Origin of the sequence: Massilia sp. TS11 (assembly GCF_022012445.1) — a bacterium.
In the GTDB taxonomy this organism is placed as follows: Bacteria; Pseudomonadota; Gammaproteobacteria; order Burkholderiales; family Burkholderiaceae_D; genus Telluria.
In genome coordinates this window covers 46366-61847 of the sequence record NZ_JAKLTS010000013.1, presented here as the reverse complement: position 1 = coordinate 61847, position 15482 = coordinate 46366, and the positions used below count along the sequence as shown (strand labels likewise).

General features: G+C 64.3%; 17 protein-coding genes, 1 tRNA gene and 1 riboswitch. Of the genes, 9 read left to right on the top strand and 9 right to left on the bottom strand.

Translation table 11 applies throughout. The annotated features are described in order from the left end of the window. Positions 1-64: 64 nt before the first annotated feature. The 4 genes from LZ005_RS17605 to LZ005_RS17590 all read left to right on the top strand — a co-directional run bounded on the left by LZ005_RS17605 (position 65) and on the right by LZ005_RS17590 (position 5091). On the top strand, positions 65-1054 hold the full coding sequence (locus LZ005_RS17605) for a serine protease (protein ID WP_237809808.1): 990 nt from the start codon (positions 65-67) through the stop codon (positions 1052-1054). Further along, a complete protein-coding gene (locus LZ005_RS17600; protein ID WP_237809807.1) occupies positions 1051-2487 on the top strand; it encodes a hypothetical protein in 1437 nt (478 codons plus the stop codon). The genes LZ005_RS17605 and LZ005_RS17600 overlap by 4 nt, the downstream gene beginning before the upstream one ends. A gap of 281 nt (positions 2488-2768) precedes the next feature. Then, positions 2769-4352: a hypothetical protein gene (locus LZ005_RS17595; protein WP_237809806.1), complete on the top strand. Its 1584-nt coding sequence runs from the start codon at positions 2769-2771 to the stop codon at positions 4350-4352. 73 nt (positions 4353-4425) lie between these two features. Continuing rightward, the gene (locus LZ005_RS17590; protein ID WP_237809805.1) at positions 4426-5091 is read left to right on the top strand and encodes a PKD domain-containing protein; all 666 of its coding nucleotides are present in this window, start codon (positions 4426-4428) and stop codon (positions 5089-5091) included. A 110-nt stretch (positions 5092-5201) separates the two neighbouring features. On the opposite strand, the gene LZ005_RS17585 is transcribed toward LZ005_RS17590, so the two are convergent. The 9 genes from LZ005_RS17585 to LZ005_RS17545 all read right to left on the bottom strand — a co-directional run bounded on the left by LZ005_RS17585 (position 5202) and on the right by LZ005_RS17545 (position 11255). Beyond that, positions 5202-5277 (bottom strand) — tRNA-Lys (locus LZ005_RS17585). 61 nt (positions 5278-5338) lie between these two features. Continuing rightward, entirely contained in the window at positions 5339-6091 is a 753-nt protein-coding gene (gene ybgF, locus LZ005_RS17580) for a tol-pal system protein YbgF (RefSeq protein ID WP_237809804.1), read from the bottom strand. Between the two features lie 71 nt (positions 6092-6162). Continuing rightward, positions 6163-6693, bottom strand: coding sequence for a peptidoglycan-associated lipoprotein Pal (gene pal, locus LZ005_RS17575; RefSeq protein WP_237809803.1), 531 nt, complete (start codon positions 6691-6693; stop codon positions 6163-6165). Positions 6694-6714: 21 nt separating this feature from the next. Then, positions 6715-7992, bottom strand: a complete 1278-nt coding sequence (gene tolB, locus LZ005_RS17570) for a Tol-Pal system beta propeller repeat protein TolB (RefSeq protein ID WP_373889349.1) — start codon at positions 7990-7992, stop codon at positions 6715-6717. Next, the gene (gene tolA, locus LZ005_RS17565) at positions 7989-8852 is read right to left on the bottom strand and encodes a cell envelope integrity protein TolA (protein ID WP_237809802.1); all 864 of its coding nucleotides are present in this window, start codon (positions 8850-8852) and stop codon (positions 7989-7991) included. Before tolA ends, tolB begins: the two co-directional genes overlap by 4 nt. Before the next feature lie 19 nt (positions 8853-8871). After that, the gene (locus tag LZ005_RS17560; RefSeq protein ID WP_237809801.1) at positions 8872-9303 is read right to left on the bottom strand and encodes a biopolymer transporter ExbD; all 432 of its coding nucleotides are present in this window, start codon (positions 9301-9303) and stop codon (positions 8872-8874) included. A gap of 2 nt (positions 9304-9305) precedes the next feature. Beyond that, the gene (tolQ, locus tag LZ005_RS17555) at positions 9306-9992 is read right to left on the bottom strand and encodes a protein TolQ (protein ID WP_237809800.1); all 687 of its coding nucleotides are present in this window, start codon (positions 9990-9992) and stop codon (positions 9306-9308) included. Then, the gene (ybgC, locus tag LZ005_RS17550; RefSeq protein ID WP_237809799.1) at positions 9989-10420 is read right to left on the bottom strand and encodes a tol-pal system-associated acyl-CoA thioesterase; all 432 of its coding nucleotides are present in this window, start codon (positions 10418-10420) and stop codon (positions 9989-9991) included. Before ybgC ends, tolQ begins: the two co-directional genes overlap by 4 nt. Before the next feature lie 88 nt (positions 10421-10508). Continuing rightward, positions 10509-11255 carry an SDR family oxidoreductase gene (locus tag LZ005_RS17545; RefSeq protein WP_237809798.1) on the bottom strand — a complete coding sequence of 249 codons (747 nt, stop codon included), beginning with the start codon at positions 11253-11255 and terminating at the stop codon, positions 10509-10511. Positions 11256-11366: 111 nt separating this feature from the next. Then, a riboswitch (ZMP/ZTP riboswitch) is annotated at positions 11367-11463 on the top strand. An 84-nt stretch (positions 11464-11547) separates the two neighbouring features. Between LZ005_RS17545 and glyA the strand changes: the two genes are divergently transcribed. From glyA to LZ005_RS17520, 5 genes are all read left to right on the top strand, one after another. Continuing rightward, positions 11548-12795: a serine hydroxymethyltransferase gene (glyA, locus tag LZ005_RS17540; RefSeq protein WP_237809797.1), complete on the top strand. Its 1248-nt coding sequence runs from the start codon at positions 11548-11550 to the stop codon at positions 12793-12795. A gap of 82 nt (positions 12796-12877) precedes the next feature. Beyond that, positions 12878-13339 (top strand): transcriptional regulator NrdR, encoded by a 462-nt coding sequence (nrdR, locus tag LZ005_RS17535; RefSeq protein WP_237809796.1) that lies wholly within the window; start codon positions 12878-12880, stop codon positions 13337-13339. A 122-nt stretch (positions 13340-13461) separates the two neighbouring features. Beyond that, positions 13462-13938 (top strand): type IV pilus modification protein PilV, encoded by a 477-nt coding sequence (locus LZ005_RS17530; protein ID WP_237809795.1) that lies wholly within the window; start codon positions 13462-13464, stop codon positions 13936-13938. Continuing rightward, the gene (locus LZ005_RS17525; RefSeq protein ID WP_237809794.1) at positions 13935-14999 is read left to right on the top strand and encodes a PilW family protein; all 1065 of its coding nucleotides are present in this window, start codon (positions 13935-13937) and stop codon (positions 14997-14999) included. Before LZ005_RS17530 ends, LZ005_RS17525 begins: the two co-directional genes overlap by 4 nt. Then, positions 14999-15469 carry a PilX N-terminal domain-containing pilus assembly protein gene (locus tag LZ005_RS17520; protein ID WP_237809793.1) on the top strand — a complete coding sequence of 157 codons (471 nt, stop codon included), beginning with the start codon at positions 14999-15001 and terminating at the stop codon, positions 15467-15469. Before LZ005_RS17525 ends, LZ005_RS17520 begins: the two co-directional genes overlap by 1 nt. Positions 15470-15482 lie beyond the last annotated feature (13 nt).

Sequence of the window (15482 nt, the reverse complement as noted above, 5' to 3'; positions counted from 1 at the left end):
TAATAATTTTTTCGCAAAAAAACGGTGGATCATTGGTGCAGGTCAAAACGAACTGGAGGTAATGATGCAATTCAGATTTCTCCGGATGAGCCTGGGCTTGATCCTCGCATTGGCTGCGCAAGCCGCGCTTGCGCAGGAACCGCCGTCGATACCGAAGGTCCTCAAAGAGTTGAAGCTGGGGCGAAACAACACGGACAAACTCGTCAATAAAGGCGAGTTTGCCCAAAAGCTCGATCCCAAAAAGCCAGTGCTGGTCTCGCATTGCGATAATTTCGTCAATGAAGTGGTCAACGCATCGCTATTCGACCCAAACAGCAAAGCGGGCGCGCGTTTTGCAGACGAATGCATGCGCGACTGGTCGCCCGTCCTGGCCGCAACGACGGTGGATGGCTTTGAAAAGAGCCTCGCGTCGGTACTGGGTTTGCTCGTGAACGAAAAGGGCGCCGCCTTCTGTACCGCCTTCCGTGTCTCGCAGACTTGGGTGGCGACCGCCCGCCATTGCTACTTTGAGCGCGCGACGGGCAGCCCGCTGCGGACCATCGCAACAACACAATTCCGAATGGCGGGCCGAGCGACGGATTACGCGATTGCGGAACTGAGTTGTGGCGCGCAGCCCTGCACGGACAAGGCGGCGATTACCTCATTCTCGACGCTCGGCGACGTGCTGCTGCTGAAGGTGCCACGGCTCGCGGATGTGCCCTTGCCGAAGATTCGGTTTGAGACCGACTTCCGGCTTGGCGATCAGGTCGTGCTGATCGGTGCTTCGCCGGAATTCGGACGCGCCAATGCCTTGTTATCCGATGCCGACCCCAAGGGTTGCACGGTGGCGAAGCGCGAAGCCGATTGCCTCTTCCACAACTGCAATTCGGGCGGGGGATACAGCGGCGCGCCGATCATCCGGCCGGCGCTGACCGACTCGGGCGCACTGTCTATCCTTGGCATCCACATCGAAGGCGTGGATACGGATGGCACCCAGTGCCGGGCCCCGAGCTTGCAAGGTTACGGCAACGTCGCTTTAGCGATCAACGATCAATTCAGAGGAGTGCATCCATGAAGACGATTCCGCTCTGTGTATGGGCAGCGTTGCTGACCTGCGCCTGCCACGCGCCGGCTGCCGCGAAGTCGGCCGAAGAAATGCGCGTGTTCGGCGCGCAGAAGTGTCCGGTGACGCAATCGGCATCGATCGAAGTGGCGCCGCTGGTGGGCGCCGCCCTCAAAGTGATTGCACCGGTTCTGGTGGAAAAGGCGATTGATGCCGCTGCAGCGGCGGCGACGCAAGCTGGCCGGGACGATACCGTGCAGTCAGCCCTGGCGACCTGGCAAGGCAACCTCTACCGTTTTGACGAAGGCCGCCTGGCCATGAACCGGATGCTGGGTTGCCTGGTCTTTGTGCGCGGTAGTTTCGGCAACGAAGCGCAGCGGCCCCCTGAGGGCTGGAGCCACCTTGGCATCGGCGCGGTGGCCGCACTGACCGGACTGAACGGGCATCCGGCTTTCTACATGGAAGCGATTCTGGAGCGTACGCCGGACCGAGCCTATATCCGGATCGTGCCCCAGTACCTCGATTATCGTGCGCCGATCGCGTCCTCGTTCTTGCGCTCAGCCGAACGCGGCGTCAGTGTTGCCATGTCCTTCACCTTGCCCGGGGCGGACAAGGTCTTTGGCGATCCGGTCATCGCTTTTCCGGGGCTGGAACCCGGCACGATTCTGCGCAAAGCCTATCTGGCCGGCCATGCCTCGCACTGGTTCGCGCTGCCCGCGCCGACCGAGCGCACGAACGCCTTGATCAAGGACGAGCTCGAATATGCGGCCAGCCGCAAGGCGAACGATCTGGCCTTGTCCGCGCCCAAGCCGGCACGGCCATCCGGACCGCTGGAAAGTGCGCTGGAGCGCGCGAGTGAGGCCTTGTGCGCGACCCTGAGCAAGGAGAAAAAGGAAGACGAGGCCTGTCCCCGGCAGCTTGCGAAGGATCGAGCGGCGGTCAGTCAATTGCAGAAGAAAATCGCCGATGAGAATCTGCGCTGGGAGGCGGAGCGCGAGAAGCTGCGCCTGGATAATTGGCGGGCTGCAGAGGATGAAAAGCGTGCCGCCGCAAAGAATGAAAACAAAGTCTTTGCGCTCGACGAGCTGCAGCCGTTCAATTTGAACGTGACGCTGAATGAAACGGCGCCGGGGAACAAACTGCTGAAGTTTGTCGGTGAGGTGTTGGGCGGTGCGAAAACCGATGTGGCCGCCGTGGTTAAGAAAAAGCTGGCAGAAGATCACGATGCGCTTCAGTCGGCGGCGGCGGACGCCGCTGATGCAGCGCTGCTTGCCGCGGCCGAAGCAAAGGCTGCAGTGGATTCCAAGCTTCTCAAAATCGCCCATGAAACCGAGGAGAGCAATCGCGCACAGATGGAATCGGAGCTGCCCACGCTGAAGATCAAGGCCAACATTGCCTATCGCAAAGCCGGACTCGCCGAGCCTTATCCGGACGTGCGCCTGTAAGCCGGCTGCTGGCCCACGAAAAGCCGGTCCGGCGGCGGCTGTTCTGTGGAGCCCGGCGAGCCATGCCGGGCTCTGCAATTCGTCCTCCGAATTCTTGCGAGGTGCTTGCGCGGGCAAGGCTTGCGTGAATTTGACGGCGTGACATGGAAGGCAAATCTCAGCGTAATCGAGCGGGATCGCAAGACCCGATCCGGACTGTCGCTCCAGCCGATAAGGCGTGAAGTAGTGCATGCGGATTAAGGCAGGATGAAGGCGTCCGAATGCCCCACCAAATCACTCGTATGCATCTGGTCTTCCGCATGCTGCTATGGCAGGATCGCCCCGTGATTTGTTTAGGGTCCGCCATGCGCCTTCGTCTTCTCGCCGTCTTACTCGCCCTTCAATCCGGATTGGTGTATGCCGCCGGTCCCGCCTGTGATTGGTCCAAGGTGCGTGCTGCCTTTGGTGGCGCCGCCTTGGATCAGGTGGCGGAGCTCGACTACCGTCTGACCATGCACGCGGCCGACGGCAAGACCAGTGTCAGTGACTATCGGCTTTGGCCAAAGGCACGTCAGTTGCGGATCCAGCGCGATGGCCGCACGCGCTGGTGGGATGGTCAGCAGGGTTGGGAGCAGGATGAACAAGGCTTGCGTATGCTGGAAGGCTCGGCCGGCGACGCTGTGCGTGAAGCCATGGCATACAACTTCTTCAGCCTGTTTGCGGACCCGTCCACCAGCACCGTGGCCGAGTCGCCGCTGCGTCTGCGCGTCCAACCCACGGGCGAACAAGCGTTTGCGATTGAATTGGACCCGGTCACCTGCCGAATCATGAGCAATCACTTCGGCCCCGAATTGGTGGCGCGAGAACTGGACTACCGTCAGGTCGGCGCGCTCGTCTGGCCGATGGCTTTCCGCGTCGAGAAATCCGGTGTGGCCGTGCGGCGCGGTGAATTCTCGGCCCTGGTCGCGCGCGCGCAGGCCACGCCGGACATGCCCGTGCTTGCCGCCGCAGCGCGGCACTTGCCCAAGCCAGAAGGCGCCGGAGCAGTCCTGGTGGGGCCCGGTTGGATCGCGACCGACAAGAACGAATACAACTTGTCCTTGAATGCGGCCGGCGACATGATGGTTTTTGCCCGCTCAGAGGCGGACTTCATGGCGGCCAAAATCTATGTCTCCTACCGGCGCGGCGGGCTCTGGAGCGAGCCCGCATTGGCGCCCTTCAGCGATCCGCGCTATCGCGATTCGGATCCGTGGCTGACGCCGGACGGCCAATGGATGTACTTCATCTCCGACCGCCCCAGCAGCGGAGAGGGCGGGCCGCGCAAGGACTTCGATCTCTGGCGTGTCAATTTGGCGCAGGGATGGGGGCGGATCGAGCATCTGGAGCAGGTCAATAGCGACGGGTATGAACTGGGGCCGGAACTGCATGATGGCTGGCTGTACTTCAATAGCAGCCGGCCCGGCGGTCCGGCGCGCATGGCACTGTATCGCGCCCGACTGCGTGCGGACGGCAGCTTCGATGCCCCCGTGCCTTTGGCTGCGCCCTTCAATGCCTGCCTGGCACAAGGCGACTTCACACTCTCGCCCGATGGGCAGCTGGCCATATACTGGTGCAAGGCGGACGCCGAGGCGGACGAAGATCTGTACGCCGTGCGGCGCATCGACGGCGAGTGGGGCAAGCCGGTACGCCTGCCGGCACCGTTCAGCGGGCCCGGCTTCGATTTCACGCCCAGCTTCAGCGGCGATGGACAGACGCTGTATTTTTCCAGCGAGCGTCGGTTTGGCGCAAACGGGCAGGGTATCCTGAACGGGCTAGCCAATCCGTATGTGAGCACGCGCGCCGCATTGGAGGCCGCGCTCAGGCAGGCCGAGCGTGCCCGCCCCTAGGCGCGCCGTCTGCGTTCACATGCGCGCTGCGATGTCCACCGCCAAAGCTGTGCGTGTTTTTCCGGGTTAAGACATGAAGAAATCAACATCTGGCTTTTGTTTAGTGCTCGTCTCCTTGCTCCTCGCTGCCTGCGGCGGCGGTATGGCGCGCAAGAACAATCCGCCTGTAGCGAGTGCAGGAAGTGATCAGACCGTGCTGGCGGGCGCGGTCGTCACAATGGATGGGAGTGCGAGTTCTGATCCGGACGGTGACGCATTGACCTTTTCCTGGGTTTTAGCAAGCAAGCCAGACCTCAGCGCTGCCGTTCTTAGCGATGTCACATCGAAGCAAACTAGCTTTAAGGCCGATATCGCGGGTACGTATGCCGTGTCCTTGTCAGTTCGGGACGGAAGCGCCACAAGCCCATCGGTATCGAGAACGGTCACGGCTAAAATTCCTGTGGACGACTTTGTCAAGAAGTTCACACAGGCCTCGTGCCAATACCAAATTCAGGCGTATTCGATCGATCAGCACCTGGTCTACGTTCGCGTCCTGTCCACCAGTCTATGTTCTGACGGGCTGATTGATTATCTTTTCGAAAGCACGCCGGATCGCATGGTCTGTGGCGCCTCGACAATCAAGCTGCCCAATTACTGCACGCTAGAGTCTTATAACACGACGTTCAATGCAATCCTTGCCCACAAGGGAGAGCCTGATTTAGGACTCGGCGCAAGCCGTCAAGTTACGCGAATCTATTGATCGCATGACGCGCAACCATCGATTGTTGGAGGCGTGCGCGAGAGGGGAGGCGGGAATGTGGAAAAGGGTTTCGCGCCGAAGCGGGAAACCCTTTTCTGTACTGCTAATTCTGGTAGGCCGTGCTGGGCTCGAACCAGCGACCAACGGATTAAAAGTCCGCTGCTCTACCAACTGAGCTAACGACCCGAAAGAAGCAAGATTATAGGGCCTGGTTCCGGATCGGTCAAGCCCCCGTGGCGGCGAAAACTTACTTGATCGTGGCCAGGCGGTCCTTGGCCGTGGCGGCCGCCGGCGTGCCCGGGAATTTGGCGATCAGGTCCTGGTAAGTTTTCTTGGCGTTCTTCTTGTCCTTCAGCTCCACGTAGCACGATGCGATGTTCAGCATCGCGTCCGGGGCCTTGGGGCTGTCGGCGTAGGCGCTCAGCACAACTTGCTGGGCGGCGATGGCATTGGTGCAATCGCGCTGGGCAAAGTAGCTGTTGCCCAGCCAGTATTGTGCGTTCGGCGCGAAGGCCGATTCGGGATAGCGGCGCACGAATTCGCCGAGCGACTGGGCGGCGGCTTTGTAGTCGCCCGCCTTGAACAGCAGCATCGCGGCGTCATAGGACTTCTGCTCGTCCGGCGCGATCGTTACTTCCTTGCCGTCGATCGTGGTCTTGCGCGGCTCCAGTTTCTTCAGGCGGTTGTCGAGATCGACATACAGGTCTTTCTGCGCCTTCTGGGCCTTGGCGATTTCATTGGCCAGCACTTCGATCTGGCCGCGCAGCTGGGCGATCTGCTCCATCACGCGCTCGCGGTCGTTGACGATGTCAGTCAGCGCCGATTTCTCGACCTTGGTATCGATGCGGGCATTGAGCTCGCCGACCAGGCGGTCGACCTTGGCACGCAGATCGAGAATGGCCTTGCGTGCTTCATCATCGTCGAGCAGGCCAGCGTGGGCCACCAGCGGCGCGCTGCACACGAGGGCCAGCAGCAGGGCACGGATGCGGGACGTGTTCATGATTGAGTTCCAAATAAAAACGGGGCGCGAGCAGTCTGCACTGCGCGCCACCCCGTGTCAATGCGCGTCAATTAATAGACGATGTCGGCGCGGCGGTTCTGCGCCCAGGCGGCTTCGTCATGACCTTCGGCCTTGGGCTTTTCTTTGCCCAGCGACACAGCTTCCATCTGGCCGTCGGCCACACCCTGGGCGGCCATGGCTTTGCGCACGGCTTCAGCACGCTTCAGGCCCAGCGCCAGGTTGTACTCGGTGCCGCCGCGTTCGTCGGTGTTACCCTGGATCAGAACCTTGCGCTGCTTGTTCTTGGCCAGGTAGGCCGAGTGGTTGTCCACCACCGGCTTGCCGTCTTCACGCACCACGTAGCTGTCGAAATCGAAGTAGACGCTACGGTTGGCCAGCACGCCCTTCGGATCGTTGAGCGGATCGACCGGGGTCGCGTCCACGGTCTTCACCGGTGCCGGTTCGGCTTTCGGCGGAGCGACCGGCTCCGGGGCCTTTTCCACCACCGGGGCCGGCTCGGCCACTTTGACCGGCGAGGAACAACCGGCCAGCAGGGCGGCGCTGGCAGCGACGATCAGGGCCAGGTATTTGCTGTGTTTCATAGTTTTCTCCTTGTTGGACAATTACTGCAGGAATGGGCCCCAGCTGGGCTCCTTGATACTGGCCGCTTGCATGGAAAGCGATTGCTTCACACGCCCGTCGACCGATACCACGGCCAGGGTTTTGCGTCCGCTTCCGGTCGCGTACATGATGTAGCGGCCATTCGGCGAAAAACTCGGTTCGGTGGCGTTGTCCGCCAACTTGGTTTCCTGGCCGCTGGCCAGGTCCATCACATACAGGTTGTAGCTGCCGTCGCGCTGGCCGACATAGGCCAGGGTCTTGCCATCGGGCGAGATGCGCGGGCTGAAGTTGAACGGGCCGTTGAAGGTCACGCGCTGGGCCGGGCCGCCGCTGACCGGCATCTTGTAGATCTGGGCGCCGCCGCTGCGGTCGGACGCGAAATACACGGTCTGGCCGTCGGGCGAGAAGCGGCCCTCGGTGTCGATGCCGCTGCCATTGGTCAGGCGGCGCAGGCCGCTGCCGTCGGCATTGACCAGGTAGACCTGGTAGTGGCCGTCGCGCGAGAGCGAGACCGCCAGCGTCTTGCCGTCGGGCGACCAGGCCGGGCCGGAGTTATTGCCCTTTTCATTCGCGACCACCCACTTGCGGCCCGTGGTCAGTTCCTGCACATAGATGACCGGCTTGCGGCTTTCCATCGAGGCATAGGCCAGCTTGGTGCCATCGGGCGACCAGGCCGGCGAGATGATCGGTTCCGCCGAGCGCAGCGCCGGGGTGGCGTTCTCGCCGTCGGCGTCGGCCACCATCAGCATCTGCTTGCGGACGCCATTGACCAGGCCTTCGGTCACATAGCTGATGCGGGTCGAGAAGGCGCCGCGCACGCCGGTCAGCTTTTCATAGATGTCGTCGGCCACGCGGTGGGCGGCGGCGCGCGTGTAGGGCGCGCTGACGGCGTCATTGCGGCTCGACACGTCGGTGCCCTTGATCGTGTCGAGCAGCTTGTAGCGCACCACGATACGACCGTCGGCCAGCTTCTGCACGCTGCCGACGGCGATCGCGTCGACGCCGCGCGCCTTCCAGGCGGCGTAGTCGATGCTGGCCGTTTCGTTGATCACCTGGCCGGCGTCGACCACCTTGAAATAGCCGCTGCGCGTGAGGTCGGCGCGGATGATGGCGCTGACTTCCTGCGGGGCCAGGTTTTCGTCGGCGAAGGTGGCAATCGCGATCGGGATCTGGGTGCTGCCCACGCCCGAGATTTCAATGCGCATCTGGGCGGCCGCCGGCAGGCTCAGGGCGAAGGCGGCGGCGGCGCTCCAGCGCAACAGGGTCTGACTGAATTTCAAGGCAAATCCTTCATATCGAACACAGCTTCAATCGAACGTTCCACCGTGCCGTCTTTCTTCTTCGGCAGCGGGGACGACTTGGCAATGGCATTTTCGACGGCGCTGTCGTAGGCCGGAATGCCACTGCTTTTGACCTTTTTGACGGCGATGATTTCCCCGGTCGGCAATTGCTCGATCCGGTACACGGCCTTGGGCGCGCCCGGCACATCCAGGCTGCCCGAGTAGGCGATATTGCTCTTAATCTTGGCCACCAGGGCGGCCATATAGCCGCTGTCGATGCGCGGCGCGGTCGACTGCGCGGCCGTGCCGCTGCCGCCGCTGCCGACGGCGCCGGTGATGCGGCGCATTTCTTCTTCGCGCAGCTTGTCCAGGGCCTTCTGCTCGGCCAGCGCCTTCTTCGACTTGGCGGCCTTGGCGTCGGCGGCTTTCTTCTCGGCCAGGGCCTGCTCTTCCTTGGCCTTCTTCTCGGCCAGATCCTTGGCTTTCTTCTCGGCCGCGGCCTTTTTCTCGGCCAGCTTCTTCTCCTCGAGCTGCTTTTTCTTTTCCTTTTCGGCCTTGAGCTTCTCGAGGCGGATGTCGACGGCCGGGGCCGGCGGCTCGGCCTTCACCGGTTCCGGCGCCGGCGCGCTCTGCGGCTGCGGTTCGGCTTCGGCCGGCGGCGGCGGGGTCGGCGCGGCCTGCTGGGTCGACAGGTCCCAGACTTCGGCCTCGACCGCGGTCGGCTGGCTGTTCTGCCACTGGATGCCGCCCCACAGGAACAGCAGCAGGGCCGCGTGCACGCCCAGCGCCAGCGCGATCGCGCGCAGGCGTTGCGGCTCCGGCGGCACCTGGTAGGGGCTGCCGGGCAGGGGGGCGGTCATGCTGGCGCTCATGGCTGGCTCACTTGGTGGCAAGACCCACGCGGTTGATGCCCATCTTCTTGGCTTCCGAAATCAGCTGGATCACCTCGTCGTACTTGACGTCCTTGTCGCCGGCGATCAGCACGGCGGTGTCCGGGTATTTGTCGTGCAGCGCGCGCAGATCGCGCAGCAGGGCCTGGCGCTCCTGGTAGTCCTGGGCGCCCTGGGCGTTCTTGCCGCGCACGCTCAGGCTGAGCGTGGCATTCGGCTTGAGTTCGATGCGGATCAGGTCGTCCGGCGGCTGGGTCGATTTCTCGGCGCTCGGCAGCTTGATCTCGGACGGGTTCTGGGTCTGGGGCACGGCCATGAAAATGATGAGCAGCACCAGCATCACGTCGATATACGGCACGACGTTGATTTCGGACTTGAACTTGCGACGGCGCCCGCCGCGCATGCTGGAGAAGGAGGCCATGCTCAGCGCGATTGACGTTGCAGGATGTTCGAGAATTCTTCGATGAAGCTTTCGAAGCGGATCGCCAGCCGGTCGATATCGTGGGTGAAGCGGTTATAGGCGACCACGGCCGGAATCGCGGCGAACAGGCCGATGGCGGTGGCGATCAGGGCCTCGGCAATGCCGGGCGCGACCGCGGCCAGCGTGGCCTGCTGCACATTGGCCAGGCCGCGGAAGGCGTTCATGATGCCCCACACGGTGCCGAGCAGGCCGACATAGGGCGAGACCGAACCGACCGAGGCCAGGAAGTTCAGGTGGTTGTCGAGGGCGTCCAGTTCGCGCTGGTAGGCGGCGCGCATGGCGCGGCGCGCACCGTCGAGCACGGCGCCGACGTCGAGCGCGTCGCGCCCCATCGCCTGCTTGCCCTTGATGAATTCGCCCATGCCGGCGTCGAAGATGCGGGCCAGGGCGCCGCTCTTTTCGCGCGTGTTGCTGGTGCTCTGGTGCAGGGCGTGCAGATTGCCGCCGGCCCAGAAGCTGCGTTCAAACGTCTCGGTCTGAGCGCGCGCGGCGCGCACGGCGAACAGCTTGCTGAAGATATACGACCACGACACCAGAGACAGCACCAGCAGCAGGGCCATGATGATCTGCACGATCACATGGGCATTGACGATGAGAGCGAGGAAAGACAGGTCTTGGGTGGCGTTCATTCTGATTGGCTAGTGTGGTCGGCGCTGGCGCGCATCTTGGCTGCAATGTGATCGGGCAAGGGCCGGGGCCGCAGGCTGTGGCTGTCGACACAGCCGACTTTGACCTGGGCGCTGGTCAGCAGGACATCGCCTTTCCAGGCCTGCTGGACAAACTGCACCGAGGCCCGTCCCAGCTTCTCAATGCCCAAGGTTAATTTTAGTACATCGTCGAGCTGCGCCGGCGCGTGATAGCTGATGGCCGCGTCCTTGACCACGAACATCGCGCCGGCCTCGTCCTTCAGCGCCTGCTGGTGCACGCCGCAGGCGCGCAGCCATTCGGTGCGCGCGCGCTCGAAAAACTTCAGGTAATTGGCGTAGAACACAATCCCGCCGGCGTCCGTGTCTTCGTAGTAGACCCTGACCGTCCAATCAAATACAGATGCAGCCATGATTCCTTAACCGGATAGTAGACTTGATAGGTGGCAAATTGGACAGAGCTGTAACAATTCTTAACAAAGCCCGGCAGAGCTGAAACTTTCAGTTCCGCTTGATGTTGAAGCCCGAAAAGCCTTGGCAAACCGGCATCATTTCGATGTGGTTGATGTTGACATGCGGGGGGAGGGTGGCAATCCAGTAGGCGGTGTCGGCAATGTCCTGGGCCGTCAGCGGCTGGGTGCCTTCATAGACCTTGGCGGCGGCCGCGTCGTCGCCCTTGAAGCGCACATTCGAGAATTCGGTGCCGCCGCACAGGCCGGGCGCGATATTGCTGGCGCGCACGCCAGTGCCGACCAGGTCGGCACGCAGATTGAGCGTGAACTGCTCGACGAAGGCCTTGGTCGCGCCATACACATTGCCGCCCGGGTAGGGGTAGTGGCCGGCCACCGAGCCGATGTTGATGATGGTGCCGCTGCCGCGCGCGACCATGGCCGGCAGCAGGGCGCGCGTGATCGTGACCAGGCCCGTGCAATTGGTGGCGATCATGGTTTCCCAGTCGGCCAGCGGGACTTCGTGGGCCGGGGCCGTGTTCAGGGCCAGGCCGGCGTTATTGATCAGCACGTCGATCTGGCGCCAGGACTGCGGTAGCTGGGCCAGCGCGTCTTCGATCGAGGCTTTGCTCGTCACATCCATCTGCACGGCCAGGGCGGCCTCGCCGAGCTCGCGTGCGAGGTCCTGCAGGCGCGCCAGGCGGCGCGCGGCGATGATGACCTGGTGGCCATGTTTGACAAAAGTTCGGGCCATTTCGGCGCCGAAGCCGGACGAAGCACCAGTGATAAAGACGATCATGAGTTTTCCTTTGGCGTAAGCCCAGAGTGTACCGGATTTGCGGGCTTGCCGCGAAACCCGGGGGCTCGGTTGCTGGGCAGGGGGGATTGCCGTACAATCTTCTTTCCATTACGCGTCTCACGTAACTGGCGAAAGGCGCCCGCTGGCGCCAAGGTGGAGCTCCACCGGGGAACGTGAGACTTCTATGCCGTTCGCCTGGGCAGCCGCCGATGGAGTTGTGAGGCTGCCCGTCCGTTTACCGGCTTCCCGCATCCGATCCGAAAATTCACTGTTATCTGATTTGGAGTTGTTCATGTTTGCCAAAGACCACCTGCTCGCCAACGTCGACCCGCAACTGTGGGAAGCCATCCAGGCGGAAAACCGCCGCCAGCACGATCACATCGAACTGATCGCCTCGGAGAACTACACTTCGCCCGCCGTCATGCAGGCCCAGGGTTCCCAGCTGACCAACAAATACGCCGAAGGCTATCCGGGCAAGCGCTACTACGGCGGCTGCGAGCACGTGGACGTGGTCGAGCAACTGGCGATCGACCGTGTGAAGAAACTGTTCGGCGCCGAAGCCGCCAACGTGCAGCCGAATTCGGGCTCGCAGGCCAACCAGGGCGTGTTCTTCGCCATGCTCAAGCCGGGCGACACCATCATGGGCATGAGCCTGGCCGAAGGCGGCCACCTGACCCACGGCATGGCCCTGAATATGTCGGGCAAGTGGTTCAATGTGGTCTCGTATGGCCTGACCGAGAAGGAAGACATCGACTACGAGGCGATGGAACGTCTGGCCCGTGAGCACAAGCCCAAGCTGATCATCGCCGGCGCCTCGGCCTTTTCGCTGCGCATCGACTTCGAGCGTTTCGCCAAGGTGGCCAAGGAAGTCGGCGCCTATTTCATGGTCGACATGGCCCACTATGCGGGCCTGATCGCCGCCGGCCTCTACCCGAACCCGGTGCCGCACGCCGACTTCGTCACCTCGACCACGCACAAGTCGCTGCGCGGCCCGCGCGGTGGCATCATCCTGATGAAGGCCGAGCACGAAAAGGCCATCAACTCGGCGATCTTCCCGGGCATCCAGGGCGGTCCGCTGATGCACGTTATCGCCGGCAAGGCCGTGGCCTTCCAGGAAGCCCTGCAGCCGGAATTCGTCGAATACCAGAAGCAGGTGATCAAGAACGCCGACGTGCTGGCCAAGACCCTGATCCAGCGCGGCCTGCGCATCGTGTCGGGCGGCACCGAGTCGCACGTGATGCTGGTCGACCTGCGTCCGAAGGGCCTGACCGGCAAGGAAGCCGAGGCCCTGCTGGGCCAGGCCCACATGACCTGCAATAAGAACGGCATCCCGAACGACCCGCAGAAGCCCTTCGTGACTTCGGGCATCCGTCTCGGCTCGCCGGCCATGACGACGCGCGGCTTCAAGGAAGCCGAGGCCGAACTGGTCGGCAACCTGATCGCCGACGTGCTCGACAACCCGAACGACGCTGCCACCATCGAGCGCGTGAAGGCCCAGGTCAAGCAGCTGGTCGACAAATTCCCTGTGTATGCCGCTTAAACATTTGTTTAAATCTTGGTAATATCCGGTGGCGCGTCCAGGTGGGCGCGCCATTGTTCTTTTCAGACAGGACCGGCCCCGCATGAAATGTCCGTTTTGCCAGCACGACGACACCCAGGTGCTCGACACCCGCGTTTCGGAAGCGGGCGACGCCGTGCGCCGCCGGCGCCGCTGCGGCAGCTGCGACAAGCGCTTCACCACCTATGAGCGGGTGGAACTGTCGATGCCCTTCATCGTCAAGAAAAATGGCAGCCGGTCCGAATACGACAGCAGCAAGCTGCGCGGCAGTCTGCTGCTGGCCCTGCGCAAGCGCCCGGTGGCCGCCCCGGCCATCGACCAGGCCGTCGCCACGATCGAAGAGCGCCTGCTGACCAGCGGCCAGCGCGAGGTCGAGTCCGGCTACGTGGGCGAGCTCGTCATGCATGAGCTCAAGCGCCTCGACAAGATCGCGTACATCCGTTTCGCCTCCGTCTACAAGAATTTCGAAGACCTGTCCGAATTCCAGCAGGCGATTGCCGAAGTGCGCCAGGTGCGCAAGTCCTGAGCGCGAGCGCGCCACAAAGTTCCCCTGATCCGATTGAAGCAGCACAGCGGCCCGTGCCACGCGTACCGCTAAGGTAGTCGCACGCGCGTCATCGTGGCGCGCACGGACGAGGGAGACGCATCGTGGCGGCGCAGGCAGGGGTGGCCCTGATCGAAGTGCTGGTGGCCTTGCTGATGGTCGGCGTCGGCCTGCTCGGCGCGGCCGGGCTGGCCTGGCGCAGCAGCCAGGCGGGGGCGGAGGCGGCCCTGCTCGGGCGCGGCGTGCAGCTGTCCGTGCAGGCGGCCGAGGGCCTGCAGGCGCTCGGCCCGGTCCCGGAACTCACCGAACTCGACTACGACAGCGCGGGCGGCGCGCCGCCGCCGGGCGGACCCGGGCCGGCCGGCCAGCTCGCGTATGCGCTGCAGGCCCATGTGGGCGCCGCCTTCCCCGGCGGGCGCGTGCGCGTCTGCCGCGACGCCCAGGCCTGGCAGGGCACAGCCCTGGTGTGGCCGTGCAGCGGGGCCGGGCCGCTCGTGCTCAAGCTTGGCTGGCGCCTGCGCGGTCCGCGCGCGCCCGTGCAGCCGCAACTGGCCGTGCCGCTGGCCGGGGCCCAGCCATGAAGGGGCCAGCCTTCGGGCTGGCGCTGCGGCTGCTGGCCTTCTACCTGTATTGTGCCGCCCTGCGCCTGGGGGCGGCGCTGCGGCGCGGCCGGCGTGGCCTGGGCCGCTTTGGCATGGCCATGCTGGCCTGCCTGTGCGCGCCCGGCTTCGCACGCGACTATGCCTGTTACGGCTGGCTGCGCCTGCAGCTGGCGGCGCTGCGCACCCAGCGCCGGCTGTGGGCGGTCTGGCGGGTCGAGCAGGGCTTCAGCCTGCCCGAGCTGCTGGTCAGCTTCACCATTGCACTGCTGCTCGGCATCGCCGCCATGTTCAGCGCCTTGCAGGCACAGCAGGCGTTTCGCCTCCTTCATGCCCAGCAGGACGTGGAGGAGGGCGGGCGCCTGGTGCTGGAGGCGGTCGCGCGGGCCGTGCGCCAGGCGGGCTACCGCGAGTTCGGCGCCTTGCCGGTGGCGCCGGCCCAGGCCTATCTGCAGGCCCTGCAGGGCGTGGACCGGCGCTCGGGCCAGATCCGCCCGGGTCTGCCGCTCGCGCCCGGCGAGCTGGCGCCCGGCAATGATGCGCTGGTGCTGCGCTTTCAGGGCCAGGGCGACGCCAGCGTGCGCAACTGCGCCGGCTTCGGCGAGGGCGTGCAGGCCCTGCCGGCCTGGAGCGTGTTCTATGTGGCGCGCAGCGCCGACGGCGAGACCGAGCTGCGCTGCAAATACCAGGGCAGCCATGGCTGGGGCGACGACGCCATCGTGCGCGGCGTCGACAATTTTCAGGTGCTGTACGGGGTCGATGAGGATGACGAGCCCGACGGCCTGAGCGACCGCTTTCTGCATGCCGACGAGGTGGCCGCGCTGCCCGACGGCTGGCGGCGGGTGCGCAGCGTGCGCCTGGGCCTGCTGTTGCACGCGCCCGATGGCGTGCAGGAGGCGCGCGCGCCGCGCCGCTACCACCTGTTCGAAGACCTGCGCGACGCCGCCGACAGTATCGACGAGGCCGGCATGGAGGCGGAACTGCGCACGCGGCCGCGCCGCCAGTTCGCGCTGACCGTGGCCCTGCGCAATGGAGGTGACTGATGCCCGCCCGTGGATTTGCCCTGGTGATGGTGCTGGCTGTGCTGGTCGTGGTCATGCTGATCGGCGCCAGCCTGGCCAGTTCGGCCACCGATGCCGAGCGCGTCGCCCGCGGCGAGCGCGAACGCGCGCTGGCCTTCCAGATGGCTGAGGCGGCCCTGCATGAAGCCGAGCAGGCCCTGGCCCTGGCCGACCCCGATCCAGCCGTGCTGAGCGAGGCCGACTGGCGCACGCTCGACCTGCGCAGCGCCGGCCGCCCGGCCAGCGAGGCCGTGGCCGGGCAGACCGGGGCCGGCCCCATGCCGGCGCAGCCGCCGCGCTATGTGCTCGAGCGCCTGCCCGTGCGTCTGCCCGGCAGCGATGCCGAGCAGGCCCCGCTGTGGGTCTACCGGGTGACGGCGATCGGCTTTGGCGCCCGTCCCGACACCTATGCCGTGGTGCAGAGCATGTACCGGCGTCCGGAGGCCCCATGATGCTGAGCGCGTT

Coding starts and splice junctions, on each gene's coding strand:
- LZ005_RS17605 (WP_237809808.1), top strand. CDS start 65: ATGCAATTCAGATTTCTCCGGATGAGCCTGGGCTTGATCCTCGCATTG.
- LZ005_RS17600 (WP_237809807.1), top strand. CDS start 1,051: ATGAAGACGATTCCGCTCTGTGTATGGGCAGCGTTGCTGACCTGCGCC.
- LZ005_RS17595 (WP_237809806.1), top strand. CDS start 2,769: ATGCATCTGGTCTTCCGCATGCTGCTATGGCAGGATCGCCCCGTGATT.
- LZ005_RS17590 (WP_237809805.1), top strand. CDS start 4,426: ATGAAGAAATCAACATCTGGCTTTTGTTTAGTGCTCGTCTCCTTGCTC.
- ybgF (WP_237809804.1), bottom strand. CDS start 6,091: ATGAACACGTCCCGCATCCGTGCCCTGCTGCTGGCCCTCGTGTGCAGC.
- pal (WP_237809803.1), bottom strand. CDS start 6,693: ATGAAACACAGCAAATACCTGGCCCTGATCGTCGCTGCCAGCGCCGCC.
- tolA (WP_237809802.1), bottom strand. CDS start 8,852: ATGACCGCCCCCCTGCCCGGCAGCCCCTACCAGGTGCCGCCGGAGCCG.
- LZ005_RS17560 (WP_237809801.1), bottom strand. CDS start 9,303: ATGGCCTCCTTCTCCAGCATGCGCGGCGGGCGCCGTCGCAAGTTCAAG.
- tolQ (WP_237809800.1), bottom strand. CDS start 9,992: ATGAACGCCACCCAAGACCTGTCTTTCCTCGCTCTCATCGTCAATGCC.
- ybgC (WP_237809799.1), bottom strand. CDS start 10,420: ATGGCTGCATCTGTATTTGATTGGACGGTCAGGGTCTACTACGAAGAC.
- LZ005_RS17545 (WP_237809798.1), bottom strand. CDS start 11,255: ATGATCGTCTTTATCACTGGTGCTTCGTCCGGCTTCGGCGCCGAAATG.
- glyA (WP_237809797.1), top strand. CDS start 11,548: ATGTTTGCCAAAGACCACCTGCTCGCCAACGTCGACCCGCAACTGTGG.
- nrdR (WP_237809796.1), top strand. CDS start 12,878: ATGAAATGTCCGTTTTGCCAGCACGACGACACCCAGGTGCTCGACACC.
- LZ005_RS17525 (WP_237809794.1), top strand. CDS start 13,935: ATGAAGGGGCCAGCCTTCGGGCTGGCGCTGCGGCTGCTGGCCTTCTAC.
- LZ005_RS17520 (WP_237809793.1), top strand. CDS start 14,999: ATGCCCGCCCGTGGATTTGCCCTGGTGATGGTGCTGGCTGTGCTGGTC.